General features: G+C 46.7%; 19 protein-coding genes. 5 read left to right on the top strand and 14 right to left on the bottom strand.

The genetic code is table 11. The features are described 5' to 3' along the window. Positions 1-54 precede the first annotated feature (54 nt). On the bottom strand, positions 55-564 hold the full coding sequence (locus tag PHH59_RS12005; protein WP_300016245.1) for a DNA-deoxyinosine glycosylase: 510 nt from the start codon (positions 562-564) through the stop codon (positions 55-57). Between the two features lie 81 nt (positions 565-645). Here PHH59_RS12005 and rdgC point away from each other — a divergent pair, with 81 nt between their 5' ends. Further along, positions 646-1,554 carry a recombination-associated protein RdgC gene (gene rdgC / locus PHH59_RS12000; RefSeq protein ID WP_300016242.1) on the top strand — a complete coding sequence of 303 codons (909 nt, stop codon included), beginning with the start codon at positions 646-648 and terminating at the stop codon, positions 1,552-1,554. Between the two features lie 69 nt (positions 1,555-1,623). Here rdgC and PHH59_RS11995 read toward each other — a convergent pair whose 3' ends face one another. Both PHH59_RS11995 and PHH59_RS11990 read right to left on the bottom strand, forming a co-directional pair. Further along, positions 1,624-1,902, bottom strand: a complete 279-nt coding sequence (locus PHH59_RS11995) for an Lpp/OprI family alanine-zipper lipoprotein (RefSeq protein WP_019866331.1) — start codon at positions 1,900-1,902, stop codon at positions 1,624-1,626. An 86-nt stretch (positions 1,903-1,988) separates the two neighbouring features. Then, entirely contained in the window at positions 1,989-2,531 is a 543-nt protein-coding gene (locus PHH59_RS11990; RefSeq protein WP_300016236.1) for a L,D-transpeptidase, read from the bottom strand. 76 nt (positions 2,532-2,607) lie between these two features. Between PHH59_RS11990 and PHH59_RS11985 the strand changes: the two genes are divergently transcribed. Next, on the top strand, positions 2,608-4,242 hold the full coding sequence (locus PHH59_RS11985; RefSeq protein ID WP_300016233.1) for an alpha-D-glucose phosphate-specific phosphoglucomutase: 1,635 nt from the start codon (positions 2,608-2,610) through the stop codon (positions 4,240-4,242). 53 nt (positions 4,243-4,295) lie between these two features. Here PHH59_RS11985 and PHH59_RS11980 read toward each other — a convergent pair whose 3' ends face one another. The 3 genes from PHH59_RS11980 to rluD are packed head-to-tail and all read right to left on the bottom strand — an operon-like array spanning position 4,296 to position 6,794. Continuing rightward, positions 4,296-5,123: a ZIP family metal transporter gene (locus PHH59_RS11980; RefSeq protein WP_300016304.1), complete on the bottom strand. Its 828-nt coding sequence runs from the start codon at positions 5,121-5,123 to the stop codon at positions 4,296-4,298. Positions 5,124-5,128: 5 nt separating this feature from the next. Next, on the bottom strand, positions 5,129-5,863 hold the full coding sequence (pgeF, locus tag PHH59_RS11975) for a peptidoglycan editing factor PgeF (RefSeq protein ID WP_300016230.1): 735 nt from the start codon (positions 5,861-5,863) through the stop codon (positions 5,129-5,131). Next, positions 5,850-6,794: a 23S rRNA pseudouridine(1911/1915/1917) synthase RluD gene (gene rluD, locus PHH59_RS11970; RefSeq protein ID WP_300016227.1), complete on the bottom strand. Its 945-nt coding sequence runs from the start codon at positions 6,792-6,794 to the stop codon at positions 5,850-5,852. Before rluD ends, pgeF begins: the two co-directional genes overlap by 14 nt. A 119-nt stretch (positions 6,795-6,913) precedes the next feature. On the opposite strand from rluD, the gene PHH59_RS11965 reads away from it, so the two are divergent. Next, a complete protein-coding gene (locus PHH59_RS11965; RefSeq protein ID WP_300016224.1) occupies positions 6,914-7,750 on the top strand; it encodes an outer membrane protein assembly factor BamD in 837 nt (278 codons plus the stop codon). Between the two features lie 68 nt (positions 7,751-7,818). Here PHH59_RS11965 and phoU read toward each other — a convergent pair whose 3' ends face one another. The 8 genes from phoU to hemB all read right to left on the bottom strand — a co-directional run bounded on the left by phoU (position 7,819) and on the right by hemB (position 16,978). After that, positions 7,819-8,535, bottom strand: coding sequence for a phosphate signaling complex protein PhoU (gene phoU / locus PHH59_RS11960; RefSeq protein WP_300016221.1), 717 nt, complete (start codon positions 8,533-8,535; stop codon positions 7,819-7,821). 14 nt (positions 8,536-8,549) lie between these two features. Beyond that, a complete protein-coding gene (pstB, locus tag PHH59_RS11955) occupies positions 8,550-9,383 on the bottom strand; it encodes a phosphate ABC transporter ATP-binding protein PstB (protein WP_300016218.1) in 834 nt (277 codons plus the stop codon). A 4-nt stretch (positions 9,384-9,387) separates the two neighbouring features. Then, positions 9,388-11,043: a phosphate ABC transporter permease PstA gene (pstA, locus tag PHH59_RS11950; protein WP_300016215.1), complete on the bottom strand. Its 1,656-nt coding sequence runs from the start codon at positions 11,041-11,043 to the stop codon at positions 9,388-9,390. After that, positions 11,040-13,313 carry an ABC transporter permease subunit gene (locus PHH59_RS11945; RefSeq protein WP_300016212.1) on the bottom strand — a complete coding sequence of 758 codons (2,274 nt, stop codon included), beginning with the start codon at positions 13,311-13,313 and terminating at the stop codon, positions 11,040-11,042. Before PHH59_RS11945 ends, pstA begins: the two co-directional genes overlap by 4 nt. A gap of 134 nt (positions 13,314-13,447) precedes the next feature. Then, positions 13,448-14,431: a phosphate ABC transporter substrate-binding protein PstS family protein gene (locus tag PHH59_RS11940; RefSeq protein WP_300016209.1), complete on the bottom strand. Its 984-nt coding sequence runs from the start codon at positions 14,429-14,431 to the stop codon at positions 13,448-13,450. A 102-nt stretch (positions 14,432-14,533) separates the two neighbouring features. Then, positions 14,534-15,040: a histidine phosphatase family protein gene (locus PHH59_RS11935; RefSeq protein ID WP_300016206.1), complete on the bottom strand. Its 507-nt coding sequence runs from the start codon at positions 15,038-15,040 to the stop codon at positions 14,534-14,536. 94 nt (positions 15,041-15,134) lie between these two features. Continuing rightward, positions 15,135-15,971, bottom strand: a complete 837-nt coding sequence (gene aroE, locus PHH59_RS11930) for a shikimate dehydrogenase (protein WP_300016203.1) — start codon at positions 15,969-15,971, stop codon at positions 15,135-15,137. Further along, on the bottom strand, positions 15,968-16,978 hold the full coding sequence (gene hemB, locus PHH59_RS11925; RefSeq protein ID WP_300016200.1) for a porphobilinogen synthase: 1,011 nt from the start codon (positions 16,976-16,978) through the stop codon (positions 15,968-15,970). Before hemB ends, aroE begins: the two co-directional genes overlap by 4 nt. Before the next feature lie 93 nt (positions 16,979-17,071). Here hemB and PHH59_RS11920 point away from each other — a divergent pair, with 93 nt between their 5' ends. Together PHH59_RS11920 and cmoB are read left to right on the top strand one after the other, a co-directional pair. Beyond that, positions 17,072-17,713, top strand: coding sequence for a phospholipid-binding protein MlaC (locus PHH59_RS11920; RefSeq protein WP_300016197.1), 642 nt, complete (start codon positions 17,072-17,074; stop codon positions 17,711-17,713). A 69-nt stretch (positions 17,714-17,782) separates the two neighbouring features. Next, positions 17,783-18,757: a tRNA 5-methoxyuridine(34)/uridine 5-oxyacetic acid(34) synthase CmoB gene (cmoB, locus tag PHH59_RS11915; RefSeq protein ID WP_300016194.1), complete on the top strand. Its 975-nt coding sequence runs from the start codon at positions 17,783-17,785 to the stop codon at positions 18,755-18,757. Positions 18,758-18,774: the final 17 nt, after the last annotated feature.

Genomic DNA, 18,774 nt, shown 5'->3' with positions numbered 1-18,774 from the left:
AACCAAATAACCGGCAAATCCGGCAATAAAACATTTTACTTTATCACAGTCAGTTTACGTCGCTTGTTTAATCACCTGCCACGCAACCATTTTTTGTGGCAATGTCAACGACGCATGGGCCGGACTGGTCGATGGCAAACGTTGATAGCGCAGATGGTTAAATTCTTGCACCAATTTGGGCAAAACCCGTTGCCGATACATTTTTTCCGCCATGCCGCCATTAAAAAACACGAGGGAAATCGCCGGATGATGTGTGTAAAACCCTGCAAAATCGTTGACCTGAATACTTTTCATGTCGATATTGGCATCGAGGCTGCCACAGCGGTAACCACTCTGCAAGACATCCCAAACCGCAATGTGATGGACCATCAACAGTTTTTGCCGCTGCTGATAGTCCAATTCTGGATTCGCCCCGAATAATTCACCCATAATCATCCAAAACGCATTTCTGGGATGCGCATAATATTGCTTGGCTTGTAATGACGCGACGCTAGGCATGGAACCCAATATCAGCACCGAAGCCTTTTCATCGGCTATCGGCTGGAAACCTTCGTTGATGGACATTTAGCGTTAAGAAATTTTCATTTTTACAGGATTAAATTTGCGATAATAGCCGGTCATTATTTTTACAGGATCAGTCCCACCATGTGGTTTAAAAATCTTAGCATTTTTCGTCTCACCGAAGCCTTTACATTGTCAGCCGAGGAGCTGGAACAAAAACTCGCCGCCTTGGCGTTCCGTCCATGCGGGCCTCACGAGGAATCTGCATTCGGCTGGACTTCGCCGGTGGGCAAAAACGGACAGCAGTTAGTGCATAGCAGCAATGGTTTTATGATGCTGTGCGGAAAAAAAGAAGAACGGGTGTTGCCGTCATCGGTACTTAACGAATTGGTTCAGGAAAAAATCCTGGAAACCGAAGAAAAACAAGGACGGAAATTAGGGAAAAAAGAACGCACGGCAATCAAGGACGAACTGGTTTTTGAATTATTACCCAAAGCCTTCACCTTTTCACGCAAAATCTATGCGTATATTGACACTAAAGGCGGTTGGATCATTGCCGATGCGGCTTCGGCAAAAAATGCCGAGGACTTGCTAAGCCTGTTACGCAAATGCTTAGGTTCATTGCCCGCAGTGCCACCCAATACCATTCACAAACCAGCCATGACCATGACCCAATGGTTAAGCACCCATCAAACACCCGATGATATAACGATAGAAGATGAATGCGAATTGCGTTCGCCTGAAGAAGCAGGAGGCATTATCCGTTGCAAACGCCATGATTTGGCATTACCTGAAATCAAAAACCATCTGGATACCGGTAAAGAAGTGATTAAACTGGCTGTCAATTGGGCAGACCGCTTGGCATTTATCCTCGACGAGCATCTCGCCATCAAACGCTTGCGTTTTCTGGATTTGATCCAGGATCAGGTCGCCGACATTGAAACCGACAACGATGCGGAAAAATTTGATGCCGATTTTTCAATCATGTCGCTAGAACTCAGCCAATTCTTGCCACGCTTGCTGGAATTGTTTGGCGGCGAACAACAAGCCTAAAAACCAGGCATAAAAAAAGCCCGATGGCGAACCATCGGGCTTTTTATTAGCTCAAAAACAATGGATGATTTATTTCATCATTGATTTTTTGAACATGCTGTCCAATTTGCTGCTAGTTTCTTGTGCGTATTGAGCGGCACGGTTAGCGGCAGATTCGGCAGCAGCAGCTCTTGATGCAGCATCGTTAGCGGCACTTTGTGCACTAGCAGCATCAGAAGAAGCTTGTGCAACAGAAGTTTTCAAGCTGTCAATTTGTGATTGCAGATTGTCAATATCTGAGCTGCTTGCGCAACCAACAACCATACTAACAGCCAAAGCTATCATTGATAATTTCACTACTCTTTTCATATCATTTTCCTAAATTTAAAGTTATTACAACAAAAGAAATTTACACCTGAGTGTAATTTTATCACCGATTACTGCATTTTCCAGCTTTATTTTATCTTTACTACTGTTCCTGTATCGACTAGCTGGCTTAAATGATCAATCTGACCATTCGTCAGAGCGATACAGCCGTGTGTCCAATCAAAAGTTTTATGGACTCGTTCATCTGCCCGCCCAAGCCCATGGATGCCTATTTGGCCTCCTAATGGCGTATTTTGCGGCGGTATTTGATTATTGATATGTGCAGACACAATTCGATAATAAGTGGGCTCGTCGATGATATGGTGTGCAAACGCTTTTTGTGCATCGTCAACCGACGGATAGGTTAAACCAAAAAAGCGTCGAAAAGAAGATTTTTCACCAATCCAGCCTATTTTATAGCTGCCGTGCGGGGTCACATTGTCACCCCGATACAACTTCATGCCCGCACCGCCGCGGCCAATCGCAATACTTTCCAGGGTTTCGATGGTCTGCTCGCCTTTTTTAACTTCGATTTTACGGGCTTTAGTATCTACCAGCAACCAGACATCATTATTGGCAGACACCACCACAGAAAAAAAACTGCAACACAGTATTAAAAATATTCGTAACATATAACTTCTACTAACGTTTACACTCGAAAAAATTTTAGTGTACTAAGACACCAGGCAACAACCGGAAGGGTTCATCATGCAAATAGAAACGATCACAACGCATCCCTACAACGACCAGAATCCAGGCACATCAGGACTTCGAAAGAAAGTAAAAGTCTTTCAGCAGCCGGGATATTTGGAAAATTTTGTACAGTCAATCTTTGACTCTTTAGAAGATTTCGCCGGAAAAACCCTAGTATTAGGCGGCGATGGCCGATATTTTAACCGGGCCGCCATACAAATCATCATAAAAATTGCAACGGCAAACGGCTTTGGAGAGTTGATTATAGGCCAAGGCGGTTTATTATCAACCCCGGCAGCGTCACATATTATCAGAAAATATCAAGCCTTTGGCGGTTTAATCCTATCCGCAAGCCATAATCCTGGCGGCCCTGACGAAGATTTTGGCATCAAATACAATGTTGGCAATGGCGGCCCCGCACCAGAAAAAGATACACTGGCATTTTACCAACGTAGCCAGTCCATCAACAGTTACAAAACAATTATTGCCGACGATGTGGATCTGGATAACCTAGGCACCCGGCAGATCGACGGCCTTAAAATCACAATAATCGACCCGGTCAGCGATTACGCCGAACTGATGCAAAGCATTTTTGATTTTCCACTACTCAAACAAAGCATTAGTTCAAAATACATCACCTTGCTTTTTGATGCCATGCACGCAATTACCGGCCCTTATGCCAAACGTATTCTAGTCGATATGCTAGGCGCACCCGCCGAATCGGTCATCAATGCCGAACCACTGGAAGACTTTGGCGGCCATCATCCCGACCCTAACCTCGCCCATGCCCATGAACTGGCTGAAATCATGTTCAGCGACCATGCCCCGACCTTCGGTGCGGCTTCCGATGGTGACGGTGACCGCAATATGATTACCGGCTGCCAAATATTTGTCACACCTAGTGACAGCCTGGCGATTATGGCGGCCAATGCACAGTTGATTCCCGCTTATGCCAACGGCTTAAGCGGGGTTGCCCGTTCCATGCCGACCAGCCAAGCGGTTGACCGTGTCGCGGCAAGCTACAACATTCCTTGCTTCGAAACACCAACCGGCTGGAAATTCTTCGGCAACCTATTAGATGCGGGCAAAATTACTCTGTGCGGCGAAGAAAGCTTTGGTACAGGTTCTGACCATGTCCGTGAAAAAGACGGCTTATGGGCGGTTCTGTTCTGGTTAAACTTGATTGCCAGAAAACGGCAACCGGTTGCCGACATTGTCCACGGACATTGGCAAAAATTTGGCCGCGACATTTATTGCCGCCATGATTACGAAGCCGTGGAAACCCCAATTGCCAATGCAATTGTCGAGCATCTACGCAGCCAATTACCCACCCTGCCCAACCAGACATTCGGTGAATACACGGTCAAATTCGCCGATGAATTTTGTTATGAAGATTCGGTGGACGGCAGCATCAGCCGCAACCAAGGCATAAGAATTGGTTTTACCAACGGTTCACGGATTGTCTTCCGCTTATCTGGCACCGGCACCGTCGGCGCAACGCTAAGGATTTATATAGAACGTTTTGAACCCGATAGCAACCGGCACAACCAGGACGCCCAAGAAGCCCTGGCTGAACTGATTGTGCTTGCTGAACAACTTTGTGAAGTGAAAAAACGCACAGGGCGGACAGGACCGGATGTGATCACCTGATAGGAGGGATTTGGTAGATCAGCAGAGGCGCACAAACATCCGCCCCTGCTGGATTACCTCAGTGCGTCAACATGATGGATGACATTATGCAAATAACTGATCAAAAATACCCCCGCAGCGATCAATGCAATTTGTTTCAATGAAGTTTTCATGTCCGTTTTTTTATGCAATGACGGAATCAGATCTGCAACGGCGATATAAATAAAGCTGGATGCCGCCAAAGCAAGGAAATAAGGCAAGCTATCGTGTAAATCTTCCAGGCAGTAATAAGCCAGCACCCCACCGACCACCGTCGTCAGGCTCGCCAGGATATTGTAAAAAAGGGCTTTGCCTTTGGAATAACCGCTCTCCAGCAGTATGGCAAAATCTCCCACTTCCTGCGGGATTTCGTGCGCCGCCACAGCAAGGCTGGACACGACCCCCAATTGCACGTCAGTTAAAAATGCCGCGGCGATCAATATGCCATCGACAAAATTATGGATGCCATCCCCCAAAATAATCAAAACACCGGCTGATTTGACACCCTGCCGATGATGCTTCCCCCCATCATGTTGATGCGCCTCGTCATCCCCGTGGGCTTCACAACTGCCAAAATGGCAATGCCGCCAAATCAGTAATTTCTCCAAAACAAAAAAGCCCAAAATCCCCGCCAAAATGGTTGCTGATAAGGATTGGAACATGGCTGGCTTGACTTCTGCAAAGGCTTGCGGGATCAACCCGTAAAAGGCCACGGTCAGTAAAGCACCAATCGCAAAACTGATGCCATGAGGCAATACCGCCATTCTTTGACGATCTGGCAACAGCAAAAAAACAGCGGCGGCCAACACGCTAAAAACGCCGCCAATGGCAGTAAAGATAATGATCAACAACAATAAATCCACTAGGGTCAGGTTCTCCAAATGAGCGTCGCCATGCGTCCGGTGACTTGGTCACGACGATAGGAAAAAAAACGTTCTTGCTCGGTAACGGTGCAAAAATTGCCGCCATACACACGGGTGATGCCTAATCCGGCTAATTCCACACGAGCCAATTGATAAATGTCCGCAAAGCATTTACCGTTTGCTATCGGTGTAAAAGCCGGCGCGGATAGGTCGGATTTTGCAACAAAGGCGTCACGCACTTCTACGCCGACTTCAAAACAGTCCGGGCTTATCGCAGGCCCTAGCCAAACCAATACGTCATTAGTTTGCATTGCGGCAATCGTATTGCTGATGATGCCCGCCAACAATCCCCGCCAGCCAGCGTGTACGGCGGCAATTTTTTGCCCGTCACACGAACCCACAAGCATGGGCAGGCAATCAGCGGTCATCACCGCACAAACGATTCCTGCTTGATCGGTAAAACTGGCATCAGCTTCTTCCTGGCCATCCACACTGGCGGCATCAACAACACGACCGCTGTGGATTTGCGCCAACCATTTCGGCTCACCAGGCAAGTGCAACATATCGCCAATAATTTGCCGGTTCTGTCTTACAGAATCGACATGGTCACCCACATGCAAGGCCGGATTCAAGCTATTATAGGGAGCTACGCTGACCCCACCAGTACGCAGTGTACATGCGGCCTGGATTGTTTCAGGAGCCGGCCAATTTGGCCTCAGCCAAAATTTATTCTTGTTCATTGTCAGTCAATGCCTCCAACAGCTCGACCATATCGTCCGGCATAGCTTGCTCCCATTCCATATATTCGTCAGTCGCGGGATGGGCCAAACCTAATTTCGCCGCATGTAATGCCTGGCGTTTGAAACCCCGCAAGGCTTTTTCCAGCCGTTCACTGCAATCGGGCGGCATTTGGAAGCGTCCACCGTAGACAGGGTCGCCCACCAAAGGAAAGCGGATATGTGCCATGTGCACCCGAATTTGATGGGTACGCCCCGTTTCCAGTTTCACCTGGACTAACGTATGGCGGGTGAAACGTTGCGCCACCCGATAATGCGTCACCGCAAATTTTCCGGATTCCCTGACCACATAGCGTAGACGGTCGGAAGGATGCCGCCCTATCGGTTCATCTACCGTACCACCGGCGGTCATGCGCCCACGGGTTATTGCCAGATACTCACGGTTAATTTCCCTCTCTTGCAATTGCCCGGTCAAACTATTGTGCGCCTGCAAGGTTTTGGCGATCATCAACAAGCCACTGGTGTCTTTGTCGATACGATGGACGATCCCGGCACGGGGCAGGGTTTCCAATTTTGGCTCGTGATGCAGCAAAGCATTCACTAAGGTACCGCGCCAATTGCCAATCGCCGGATGCACCACCAAGCCCGCCGGTTTGTTGACAATCAGCAGGCTGTCGTCTTCGTAGGCAATGTCCAACGGGATATTTTCCGGTTCTGAAGTAATCACCACTTCGGCTTCCGCATCCAAGGTGATTTCCTCCCCACCTTCCAGCTTGTCCCTGGCCTTAAGTGTCAGCCCGTTGACTTGCACACGGTCTGATTTGATCCATGTTTGTAATTTACTGCGCGAATACTCCGCAAACAACCCAGCCAATACTTGATCCAAGCGCATTCCAGCCATTTCATATGGCACTTCTGCTGTCAATTTTGTCATAACAAATTTTCTGAATAACCTTTTGTTAAGTTATACTCACCGATTATCTGGATCACTCCACCCTATCGCAGTCAATCCGGCGAGAAAAACCTCTTATATTACAACGTGTCGTTAGAACTATGCGATTAATTTCAATAAATTTATTAATTATTTTCTGTTTGGGGCTGTTTTTGCAAGGATGCGGGACATTCGGCGACTCATCCGATGAAGCCAATGCTGAAAATGAATATGCGGGTTGGAATGCCGAAAAGTTTCGTAGCGAAGCCCAAAAAACGGTAGATTCCGGCAATTACGAGAAAGCCATCAAATTGTATGAGGCTTTGGAATCGCGTTATCCATTTGGCGAGTCATCCGCACAAACCCAATTGGACATTGCCTATGCGTATTACAAAAATAGTGAACCTGAATCGGCAATTGCTGCCGCTGACCGGTTTATTAAGATGAACCCGCGCAATCCCCATGTCGATTACGCTTATTATTTGAAAGGCTTGGTCAATTACAACCGGGACATCGGTTTTATTGACCGCTTTCTACCCACAGACACATCACAACGTGACCCAGGCAGTGCCCGTGAAGCCTATCGTAATTTTGAAGAATTGATACGCCGCTATCCTGGCAGCCGCTATTTAGCCGACGCACGACTGCGCATGATCGCCTTAAAAAACAATCTGGCAATGCACGAAGTACATGTCGCCCGTTATTACATGAAACGCAAAGCCTATATTGCCGCAGCCAACCGTGCTTCCGGTGTTATTGAAAATTACCAACGCACCCCTGCCGTTCCTTATGCCCTGCAAGTAATGCAAGATGCCTACACCGAATTAGGCATGAAAGATCTGGCTAATGACACCAAACGCGTTTATGAACAAAATTATCCTGATGGCCCACTTGTACCGGAATTTAAAAATGTGACTTTCTCGCACAGGCTGTGGGATTTTATTGGCTTTGAAAAATGATTCCAATAAAAAGCAAAAAGGCAAGAAATTCTTGATTTCTTGCCTTTTTTAAGTGTGCGCCTATGACTTTATTGGCTTTTGACTTTCTGTTCCAATTCTTCTTGGCTCAAATGCCGGACAGCCTCGCCTTTTATCATAAATATCAAATGTTCACAGATGTAACAAGCATGGTCGCCAATACGCTCCATAGCCCGGACTGTCCACAATACATTTAAAGTACGCGTAATGTTTCTGGGATCTTCCATCATGTGGGTAATCAACTGCCTTACGATGCTGCCATATTCACGGTCAACATTTTCATCTTTGCCAGTAATCAAGGTAATGTCATCAATGGACATCCTGGCAAACGCATCCAAGGCTCCATGCAACATTTCTTTGACCAAATCAGACATGTGCTGGATTTCGTAATACTGGTCGTTTTTACCGTCTACATCAGATAATTGAATAGCCATTTTAGCTATCCGTTCAGCCAAATCGCCTGCTATTTCCAGTTCATTGATGACTTTAATAACTGTCAGCAATAACCTTAAATCAAATGCGGTGGGTTGCCTCAGTGCCAAAATTTGCGTACATTCCAAATCGATGTCCATTTCCATCGCGTCGACCTGGTTATCTTGTTTGATCACCAGTTCCGCCATCTCCATATCATTGCTGGTAAATGCCTGGATAGCCAATTCAATTTGTTGTTCGACCAGACCCCCCATAGTCAACACTTTATTGCGGATGTCTTCTAGTTCTCTATTAAACTGGCCGGAAATGTGATGGCCTATTTTATTATTGTCCATCATTAAGCTCCTGTTTAACCGTAGCGGCCTGTTATATAGTCTTCAGTTTGTTTCTTTTTAGGATTGGTGAACAACTCGCTGGTTGTGCCCATCTCGACCAACTCCCCCATGTACATAAACGCCGTATAATCAGAAACACGGGCGGCTTGCTGCATATTATGCGTAACAATGACGATGGTATATTTCTCTTTCAATTCGTTAATCAACTCTTCAATTTTAAGTGTTGAAATCGGATCAAGCGCTGATGCCGGCTCGTCCAACAATAAAACTTCAGGTTCAATCGCAATGGCCCGGGCAATAACCAAACGCTGTTGCTGACCTCCCGACATACCTAAGGCATTATCATCCAAGCGGTCTTTCATCTCATCCCAAAGAGCGGCACCGCGTAAAGCATTTTCGACAGTTTCCTCAAGTATCCGCTTATCGTTAATACCTTGAATCCTTAGCCCATAAGCTACATTTTCAAAAATGGACTTAGGAAACGGATTGGGCTTTTGGAATACCATGCCTACCCGTCTACGCAAGGCCGCTACATTGACACTTTTATCAAAAATATTTTCGTTATCCAGCAAAATCTTGCCGTCAATTGTGACGTTATCAACCAAGTCATTCATACGGTTGATACAGCGCAATAAAGTTGATTTCCCACAGCCGCTGGGACCGATATAAGCAGTCACTTTTTTCTTGGACATTTCCATGTTGATAGCATGCAAAGCCTGTTTGTCACCGTAAAAAAGATTTAAGTTTTCTACTTTAATGCTGATCTCATTTGTTTCGCTGTGTTTTGCACGGTTATTCAAAACTGAATTGATGTCAATTGCATGTGTGCGTACTTCTTGTGCTGTCATTTTTTTATCCTTCCAATGCCCGGTATTTTTCGCGCAAATGATTTCTAATGAGAATGGCTGATAAATTGAGCCCCAAAATCACCACCACCAATAATAGTGATGTTGCATAAACTAAGGGCCTTGCCGCTTCTACGTTAGGGCTTTGAAAGCCTACATCATAGATGTGAAATCCCAAGTGCATAAATTTTCTATCTAAATGTAAAAAGGGGAAGTTACCGTCCAATGGCAAGGTTGGTGCCATTTTGACAACCCCAACCAACATTAATGGGGCAACTTCACCCGCCGCACGGGCAACCGCCAGAATTAACCCTGTCATCATGGCTGGACTTGCCATTGGCAATACTGTCAGCCACAAAGTCTCCATCTTAGTGGCACCTAATGCCAAACTGCCTTCACGGATAGATTTAGGGATACGCGCCAAACCTTCCTCAGTTGAGACAATGACGACAGGCAGGGTCAACAGGGCGAGTGTGATTGAAGCCCATAACAATCCAGGCGTTCCAAAAACCGGAGCCGGAGCCGATTCTGGAAAGAACAATTGATCTATGTTGCCACCGAGAATATAAACAAAAAATCCCAAGCCAAACACGCCGTAAACAATTGAAGGGACACCCGCCAGATTGTTCACTGCGATTCTGATTAATCTGGTAATGAAACCCTGCTTGGCATATTCCCGCAAATAAACTGCGGCGACCACCCCAAACGGCGTCACAATAACCGACATCATCATAACCATCATGATAGTGCCGAAAATAGCCGGAAAAATCCCGCCCTCAGTATTAGCTTCGCGTGGATCATCGCTCAAAAACTCGATGAATTTATTCACATAATGGACTAGCTTATCAAACAAGCCCATGCCATTGGGTTGATAAATTTTTACTATTTTAGATAGGGAAATATCAGCTTCATTTCCGCCGTCTGTCTTAACAACTACGCTATCCAATCTGATTTTTTGGTACAACGCCTGTAACTGCGACTGATAGGATTTATATTGTTCATTATAGGCCGCTGTTTCAACAGCCAAAGTTTTCTCAGTTTCGGCATTCCAACGATTTTTTAACTGCAAACTTTTTTGCTTAAGCCTTAAACGTTCCAATTCATAGTTGACTGCACCAATTTCTTTTTTCTCTATATGGTTTATTTCTTTAAAAACTGCCAGTGCCGCATCAAGTTTCTGCATGGCAATGGGCACGGCTTCTTCTCCTGATGCAATCACATTGCCATTTTCTTTGACTGCCGTGAGTTGCCCATAAAAATTACCCCATTCGCGCCGCTCAATAACCACTAATCCGGCCGGAGCTTCCTGCTGCTTTATATTGCGCACCTGGATCCAACGAAAATCAGCCCCTGTCACGTCCCGGTTTCCAGTTTTGATCAAATACTGCACTAACGCGTCTTCATCATCGGCCATTTTATAGCCTGCCGATTTCGCCATCGCCGCCGGTGTCACGCTGCTATCAACATGTTCACCTATAATCGTTTTTAACTGGCCATCATCGTCCTGATATTTGAATTGGATGACTTCGGCAGGCCAAAAATGGCTTGCACCCCGCACGGCAATCAACCCCAATACGGAGACAATCATAATAAGACAAACACTGACGGCGGCGGCATTCAGCCACACCCAGGGCAATCCTGTTTTAAACCATTCTTTGATCATAATGAACTGTATTTTTCGCGTAAACGCTGACGAACAACTTCGGCGAGTGTATTAAAAATAAAGGTAAAAGCAAACAGCACCAACGCCGCCAGGAACAATATCCGGTAGTGGGTGCTATCGACTTCCGATTCTGGCATTTCCACCGCGATATTTGCCGCCAATGTCCGCATGCCTTGGAAAATACTTAGATCCATTACCGGCGTATTTCCGGTGGACATGAGTACAATCATAGTTTCACCTACCGCACGTCCGAAACCGATCATCACTGCCGAAAAGATACCTGGACTTGCGGTTAGCAACACCACTTTGGATAAGGTCTGCCAAGGTGTTGCACCTAGTGCCAAAGAACCGACGGTCAGATGTTTGGGGACGCTGAAGATCGCGTCTTCAGCAATCGAAAATATCGTTGGGATAACGGCAAAACCCATCGCGACACCGACCACTAAGGCGTTGCGCTGATCGTAACCAATACCTAATTCGTTTTTAAACCAGTCACGCAAACTACCGTGAAAAATGGCTGCCTCTAGTGGTGTACTGATGTAAAACGCCAATATTCCGCTGAGTATAATAATTGGCGCCAGTAATACGGCATCCGACCCTTCAGGAATTTTCTCAAGAATCGACTTGGGCATAAATTGCCAAAAATAGGCAAACAACATGACTGAAACCGGCACGACTACGAGCAGGGAGAAAAATCCGGCAAGGTGTTCTTCAATAAATGGTGCCAGCCATAGCCCCGCCAAAAAACCCAAGATAACCGTTGGTAATGCACCCATCAACTCGATCATCGGTTTCACATATTGGCGCATCACTGGATTCATAAAATAAGCGGTATAAATTGCGCCCATCAATGCCAATGGCATTCCCACCAGCATCGCATAAAATGCCGCTTTTAACGTACCGAACACTAACGGTGTCAGGCTGTATTTAGGTTCAAAGTCATTGTTAGATGCTGAAGACTGCCAAATATAATCCGGCTTAGGATAGCTCTCGTACCATACTTTTTGCCACAATGCCTTTAGTGAAACTTCAGGATGCTCGTTTTCCACTTTCCAGAAATGGAGATTACCATCCGCCGACTGCATCAACAGGCCATTTGCCCGAGGAGCCAAGGCGACAGAAACCAACGCATCCGACACATGTTTTTGGATCAGTTGTTTTTCGGAAGTCGCGTGATAAATACCAATGTCACCCGCCGCATCAACCGTAAAAAAACCCTTACGCCGCTGCTCGGATTTTATCGCGGTTATAGGTCTATCTGAAACCTTGAAAACCCTGATTTTTTGCATTGCCAGACGATTGGATTCATCCCTGACCATAGTCCATTGCGACACCAAACCGCTGGAATCTCCTATCATCAAAGACAGATCACCATTCAAAAATGCAATGCTGGTGACTTTTTGCCCCGTTTCAACCACATTTTGTGCTTGCTTTAGTGCCGGCGCACTTTTGTCGCTAATATCATAAAAAGCCAATCGACCATTACTACTCAACAAATAAAAGTGGCTGCCATCCTTATCGATCAAAATATCGTCGACACCTGTAGCAGGAAGGCTTAATTGCGCATCGGTACGGGTTAATGCTGTGTCATCCGCAAATAAGGCTTGTTCCTTTTGAAAACTGCTCAGGCGGATTTTATCAACTGTTTTAGCAATAATAGTCGTTGATCCATCGCTAACCTGTGCAGCAATTTTTTCCAATGGGGCATGGGTGTCATCTAACACCAAAGCTTGCTCGCCCATAGGATAAACAATGGATGGCGTGATGACCTTGACGTTATTAACATAGGAAACATTGTATTCATGCTTGACGATTACCGCCCTGCCATCAGAAAGTCCGTAAATGACAGCACCCTCGCTCATTGGAGTCGCTTGGGCAAAGCTGACAATCTTAGCTTCTGCTGGAATAGCCACTGTTTGGCTTAATATCGTTTTACCGTTTCCCAAATCAAAAAACACAATTTTCCCGGTGTCGGTAAAACGGGCGGCAACCTGATTCTGTTCTTCCATATCCAGCAACAAAGTTTTACCTAAGTTTTTCTCTGGCAAGGAATATTGGCTGACAGGCTCGGCGGAGGCGGGCAAAAATAAGGGGAAAACGACATAGAGCAAGTAAAAGAAAATCATGACAACAGCAACAATGACTCCCATACCGCCGGCTATCACACCATAACGCGCTAAGTTATCTTTAATTAAACGCCATTGCTGGTAATAGGAACTGGATGATTTTTGCATAACTGAGGCGGGAATCTTGATATTTGTTTCAGACATTTTTGATGATTATAGAAACGAAATGTGACAATGATATAACAATAAGCATTAAAAAAAATGGCCGGTGCTTTGCCAAACAAAGCCCGGCCGAAATTTGCAAATAGTTGCCTTTTGAGGATTTACTCAAAGGGTTTTTATTTTAACGTCGCCAATGCTTTTTTGATAACCTTGGCGGGCAGTGGTATGTATCCATCTTTTATAACAACTTCTTGGCCGGTTTTTGATAACACCATTTTAATAAACTCGTTCTCAAGTGGTGCCAAGGGTTGATTAGGTTTTTTGTTGACATAAACATATAAGAAACGCGCCAAAGGATATTTGCCCGCCAACGCGTTTTCTGGTGTGGCGGCGACAAAAGTATTACTGCCTTTTTTCGCCAAAGGCAACGCTTTAATACCCGAAGTGACGTAACCTAAACCAGAATAACCGATACCATTGACTGAAGTCGTTACGGATTGTATTACCGAAGCGGAACCAGGTTGCTCGTTGACGTTGTTTTTAAAGTCCCCTTTACATAAAGCGTGTTCTTTAAAATAGCCATAAGTGCCTGACACCGAGTTGCGACCGTATAACTGGATGCTTTTGTCTTTCCACTTGGCAACGCCCGCATCACCCCAGTTCAAAATATCGGTGCTATAGCCACATTTACGCGTAGATGAAAAAATCGCATCCACTTGGTCAATGGTCAAACCTTTAAGCGGGTTGTCTTTATTGACAAAAACCGCCAAGGCATCAACCGCCACCGGAACCTTAGTGGGTTTATAGCCAAATTTCTTTTCGAAAGCCTCCAGTTCGTCATCTTTCATTTCACGGCTCATAGGGCCAAGATTTGATGTGCCCTCGGTCAAAGCCGGTGGCGCGGTAGATGAACCCGCAGCTTGAATTTGGATATTGACATTAGGATAAAAGCGATTGAAAGCTTCCGCCCACAAGGTCATTTGGTTCGCCAACGTATCTGAACCGACACTGGACAAATTGCCTGAAACACCACTGGCTTTTTGGTATTCAGGCACACCGGCCTCAACGGTTTGCACGGCCTGACCCGCAGGACTGGCTAATATAACGGATACCAAACTCATCGCCATGATCAGCGATTTTGATTTAAAAGATAAAGTCATTATCAACTCTCAAAAAATAGTGTTATGGGCGCAACGCGGACTATAAAACCTGTCCAGCATATTGATTTTATATGACAAGATTATTACTTCAAGGACTTACTTTCACTCTAAGGATTTTGGGTAGGTTATTGAAAGCACCTGGGCGCAGCCAAGAGACAAGTCGCGCCAATCGTCCGGCATCTTAAGACGCACTAAAGCGGCTGTGGGCAGTAATTTATCTGTGGCAGGTAAATTCGCGGCACCGGCAAGATAGCTGAACAAGTCTTCAAAATCAGGATTATGGCCCACTAACAACACTCGTTTAAATGCTGGCGGGATTTCCACCAGTATTTGTTTTAACGCATCTGGCCCTTGAAAATACAAACGATCATCCTGTTTTAACAAAAAATTATCTTCATCCAAGGTATCAACAATAATGCTTGCCGTGTCAAAAGCCCTGGTTGCTGGTGAAGTAAGCAAAAAATCGGGTTTTAACCCTTGTTGCTTCAACCATAGGCCGATACGCCGGACAGATTGTTTGCCAGATTTTTTCAAAGACCGCTGAAAATCGGCTATTAGCCCATCACGTTCGGCTTTACCGTGTCTCAATAACCACAACTCTCTGATCATTATATTAATTGTCCAATTCAATAAGTTATTAATCGTTTCATAAGTGCTTGCCGAAATGATTTGAGTGAGTATTTACACATTTTTGTGCAAGCATTTATGAAACGATTAATATTCCCCGCTCGGTATTCAACTGTTCAATCAACGTTTGCGTTTGCGGCCTGACCCCACGCCAGATGAAAAAAGCCTCGGCGGCTTGCTCAACCAACATCCCCAAACCATCCAAACTTTTAACCGCGTTATTGGCCCAACCCCAACGGACAAAAGCGGTGGGCTGGTTGCCATAGGCAAGATCGTAACAGACGCCTTGTCCAGCCAACACGCCCTCGGGCAAAGGCGGTAATTGTCCGCTTAAACTCGTTGACGTCGCATTAAGGATAATAGCAAATTCTTGTCCCTTTAAATCGGCAAAGCCACAGCCATTCACGATAGGATTGTCGAATTCTTTAGCAAGATCAACGGCTTTTTCGACAGTGCGGTTGGCAATCACCAATTTCTTTGGGGCTTGATCCAGCAAAGGGCCGATAATTCCACGACCCGCGCCACCGGCGCCTAAAATCAAGATTCTGGTTCCTGCCAAGGTAAGTGCGTGATTAACAGTCAAATCCGTGACCAAACCACAGCCATCGGTATTATCGCCCAACACCGAGCCATCGTTTTGTAATGCCAAGGTATTGACCGCCTTCGCCCGTTGCGCCCGCGCGGTGGTTTGGTCGGCAAACGCAAACGCCAATTCTTTCAGCGGCACGGTGCAATTTAAGCCTTTGCCGCCTTCATCAAAAAACGCCCTGACACTGTCGCCAAACTGCCCAGGGGCGACTTCTTTAGCCGTGTAGCTTAGGTCTTGTCCCGTCTGGGCAGCGAAAAACTGATGGATGCGCGGGGATTTGCTATGGCTAATTGGCTGACCGAAGACGGCGTAATGGTCGGTCATGATTGCGCGTCCTTGAGCCATTGCGCGGCTGATTTGGCAAAATACGTCAGGATGGCATCACTACCCGCCCGTTTGAATGCCAGCAGGGATTCCATCACCACGGCTTGTTCATCCAGCCAGCCATTCATCGCCGCCGCCTTGATCATGGCATATTCGCCGCTGACCTGATAGGCAAAAGTCGGTACGCCATAGGTTTCTTTGACGCGGCGGATAATATCCAGATACGGCATCCCCGGCTTGACCATGACCATGTCCGCCCCCTCTTGCAAATCCAGTTCGATTTCACGCAGGGCTTCGTCGGTGTTGGCGGGATCCATCTGATAACTGTATTTGTTGCCTTTGCCCAAATTGCCCGCCGAACCCACCGCATCCCGGAACGGCCCGTAAAATGCCGAGGCATATTTGGCAGAATATGCCAAAATCAAGGTGTTGACATGACGCGCCGCTTCCAAAGCCTCCCTGATCGCGCCAATGCGCCCGTCCATCATATCGGAAGGGGCGACCACATCCGCACCGGCTTCGGCATGTGACAAAGCCTGCTTGACCAACACGGCGACGGTTTCATCATTGACGACATAGCCGCTATCATCAAGCAAGCCATCCTGCCCGTGGACAGTAAACGGGTCTAGCGCGACATCGGTGATGACACCCAGTTCCGGCACGGCTTGTTTTAACGCCCTGACGCTACGTTGCACCAAACCGTCGGGGTTATAAGCCTCCGCTGCGTCAAGAGATTTTTTATCGGCGGCAACCACCGGAAACAAGGCGATGGCAGGGATGCCCAACGCGTGTATTTCCCGCGCTTCCTGCAACAACACATCCAGCGACAAACGCTCGACTCCCGGCATGGATGCAACGCCTACGCGCAGGCCATTGCCTTCGGTCACAAACACCGGATAAATCAGGTCATCTACGCTTAAACGGTGTTCGCGCATCAAGCGTCTGGAAAAATCCTTGTAACGCATTCTTCTCATGCGCGTGGAAATTGTAATGTTATGATAGTTCATCTGATCCGTTGTTTTTCGGGTTAATTATATTTTCAAGAAACTAAATTCATTTTAAATTGACTTAGGTTTTCACGCTGCATTTTAGAGGATTTTATGAAGGCTAGACACACACTATTATTTGCATTCTTGGCATTATTTTTGACGGTTGCCCCATTCAAGCTCATGGCAGCCGGCTTGCAAGCTCCGCAACAAGCGATAGAAACGGCTTCCGCACAATTACAGTCAAGATTGCAGGAAAAAAACTTCACCAAGGATTTTGCCAAAATCAACCAATTTGTTAACGAAGTCATCAATCCACGGGTCGATTTTGACCGCATTGCCGCGTTAGTGTTAGGAAAACTATGGAAAACCGCAACAATCGACGAACGCAACCGCTTCAAACACGAATTCCAAACCTTGTTGGTACGGACTTATTCCCGCGCCTTTGTCGAATTTAAAGAGTGGTCCGTGCGCTTTTTGCCGCTGGATATGGAACCCGGCGCCACTAAAGTCGTAGTCAAGACCGAAGTATTGCAACCCGGCATCCAACCTATCGCGATAGACTACCGCATGGCTTTACATGAAGGCCAATGGAAAGCCTACGACATCATGATTGAAGGCGTCAGCTTGGTCACCAATTACCGTACTACCTTCAACAACGAAATGCAAACCAAAGGCTCGTTGAATGCCGTCATCGACAGCCTGGCCAAACGCAATGTCGAAGCATTGGCCGCCAAACCAGAAAAAAATTCCTGATCCGCACTATCAAAACCTTTCAGGGTAGTCACCCTGAAGGGCTAAACAATTCCACCCTCTTTTCCGGTCATGTCCGATTACCAAGCGTTGTTCCATGATCTGCTGGAAGCCAAAGCTGATGTCTGGGGTGCCACGCTGACCCGGCAATTGGCTGACGCTTTCGATACCAGCAAACACGGCGATTTGGCAAAATGGCAAGCCGTGATCGACGCAATCCCTGATTTCCAAGCCAACCACAAACGCCTTGATGCCGATGCCATCGAAATTGGCCGCACCGAGGATTTGCCCCAACAGCAACGGCAATCATTGGAACAACAACTCCAAACACTGCATCCTTGGCGCAAAGGCCCGTACCAACTGTTTGGCATCCCTATCGACACCGAATGGCGTTCCGATTGGAAATGGCAACGGCTGCAAGACCATATCGCGCCGCTCAGCTACCGCCGCGTGCTCGATGTCGGCTGCGGCAACGGCTACCATTGCTGGCGCATGCTCGGAGCCGGTGCAAAAATGGTGATTGGCATAGATCCCATGCTGCTCAATGTCATGCAATTCCAGCTCATCAAAAAACTGCACGGCACCGCGCCGATTTATGTCCTGCCGTTGGGCATAGAAGATTTGCCGCGTGATTTACAATTGTTTGACACAGTTTTTTCGATGGGCGTGTTGTACCACCGCCGCTCACCCATTGACCATTTATTGGAATTGAAAGGCTGTTTGCAAACGGGCGGTGAATTGGTTTTGGAAACCCTGGTGATTGACGGCGATTTAGGCGACACCCTAATACCGAAAGACCGTTATGCACGGATGCGTAATGTCTGGTTCCTACCTAGTTGCCCAACCTTGGTAAGCTGGCTGCAACGTTGTGGTTTTGTCAATGTCCGCGTAGTCGATGTCACCGTTACAAGTGTCGAGGAACAACGCGGCACCGCATGGATGCGCTTTCATTCCTTGCCAGATTTTCTCGATCCAAACAACCTGCAATTGACCGTTGAAGGTTTACCCGCTCCGAAACGGGCGATTGTAATTGCCAACAATCCCTAAAAAAGCGGTAAACTTTC

Source organism: Methylovulum sp. (assembly GCF_028687615.1).
Lineage (GTDB): Bacteria > Pseudomonadota > Gammaproteobacteria > Methylococcales > Methylomonadaceae > Methylovulum.
This window is presented reverse-complemented; position numbering and strand designations above follow the sequence as displayed.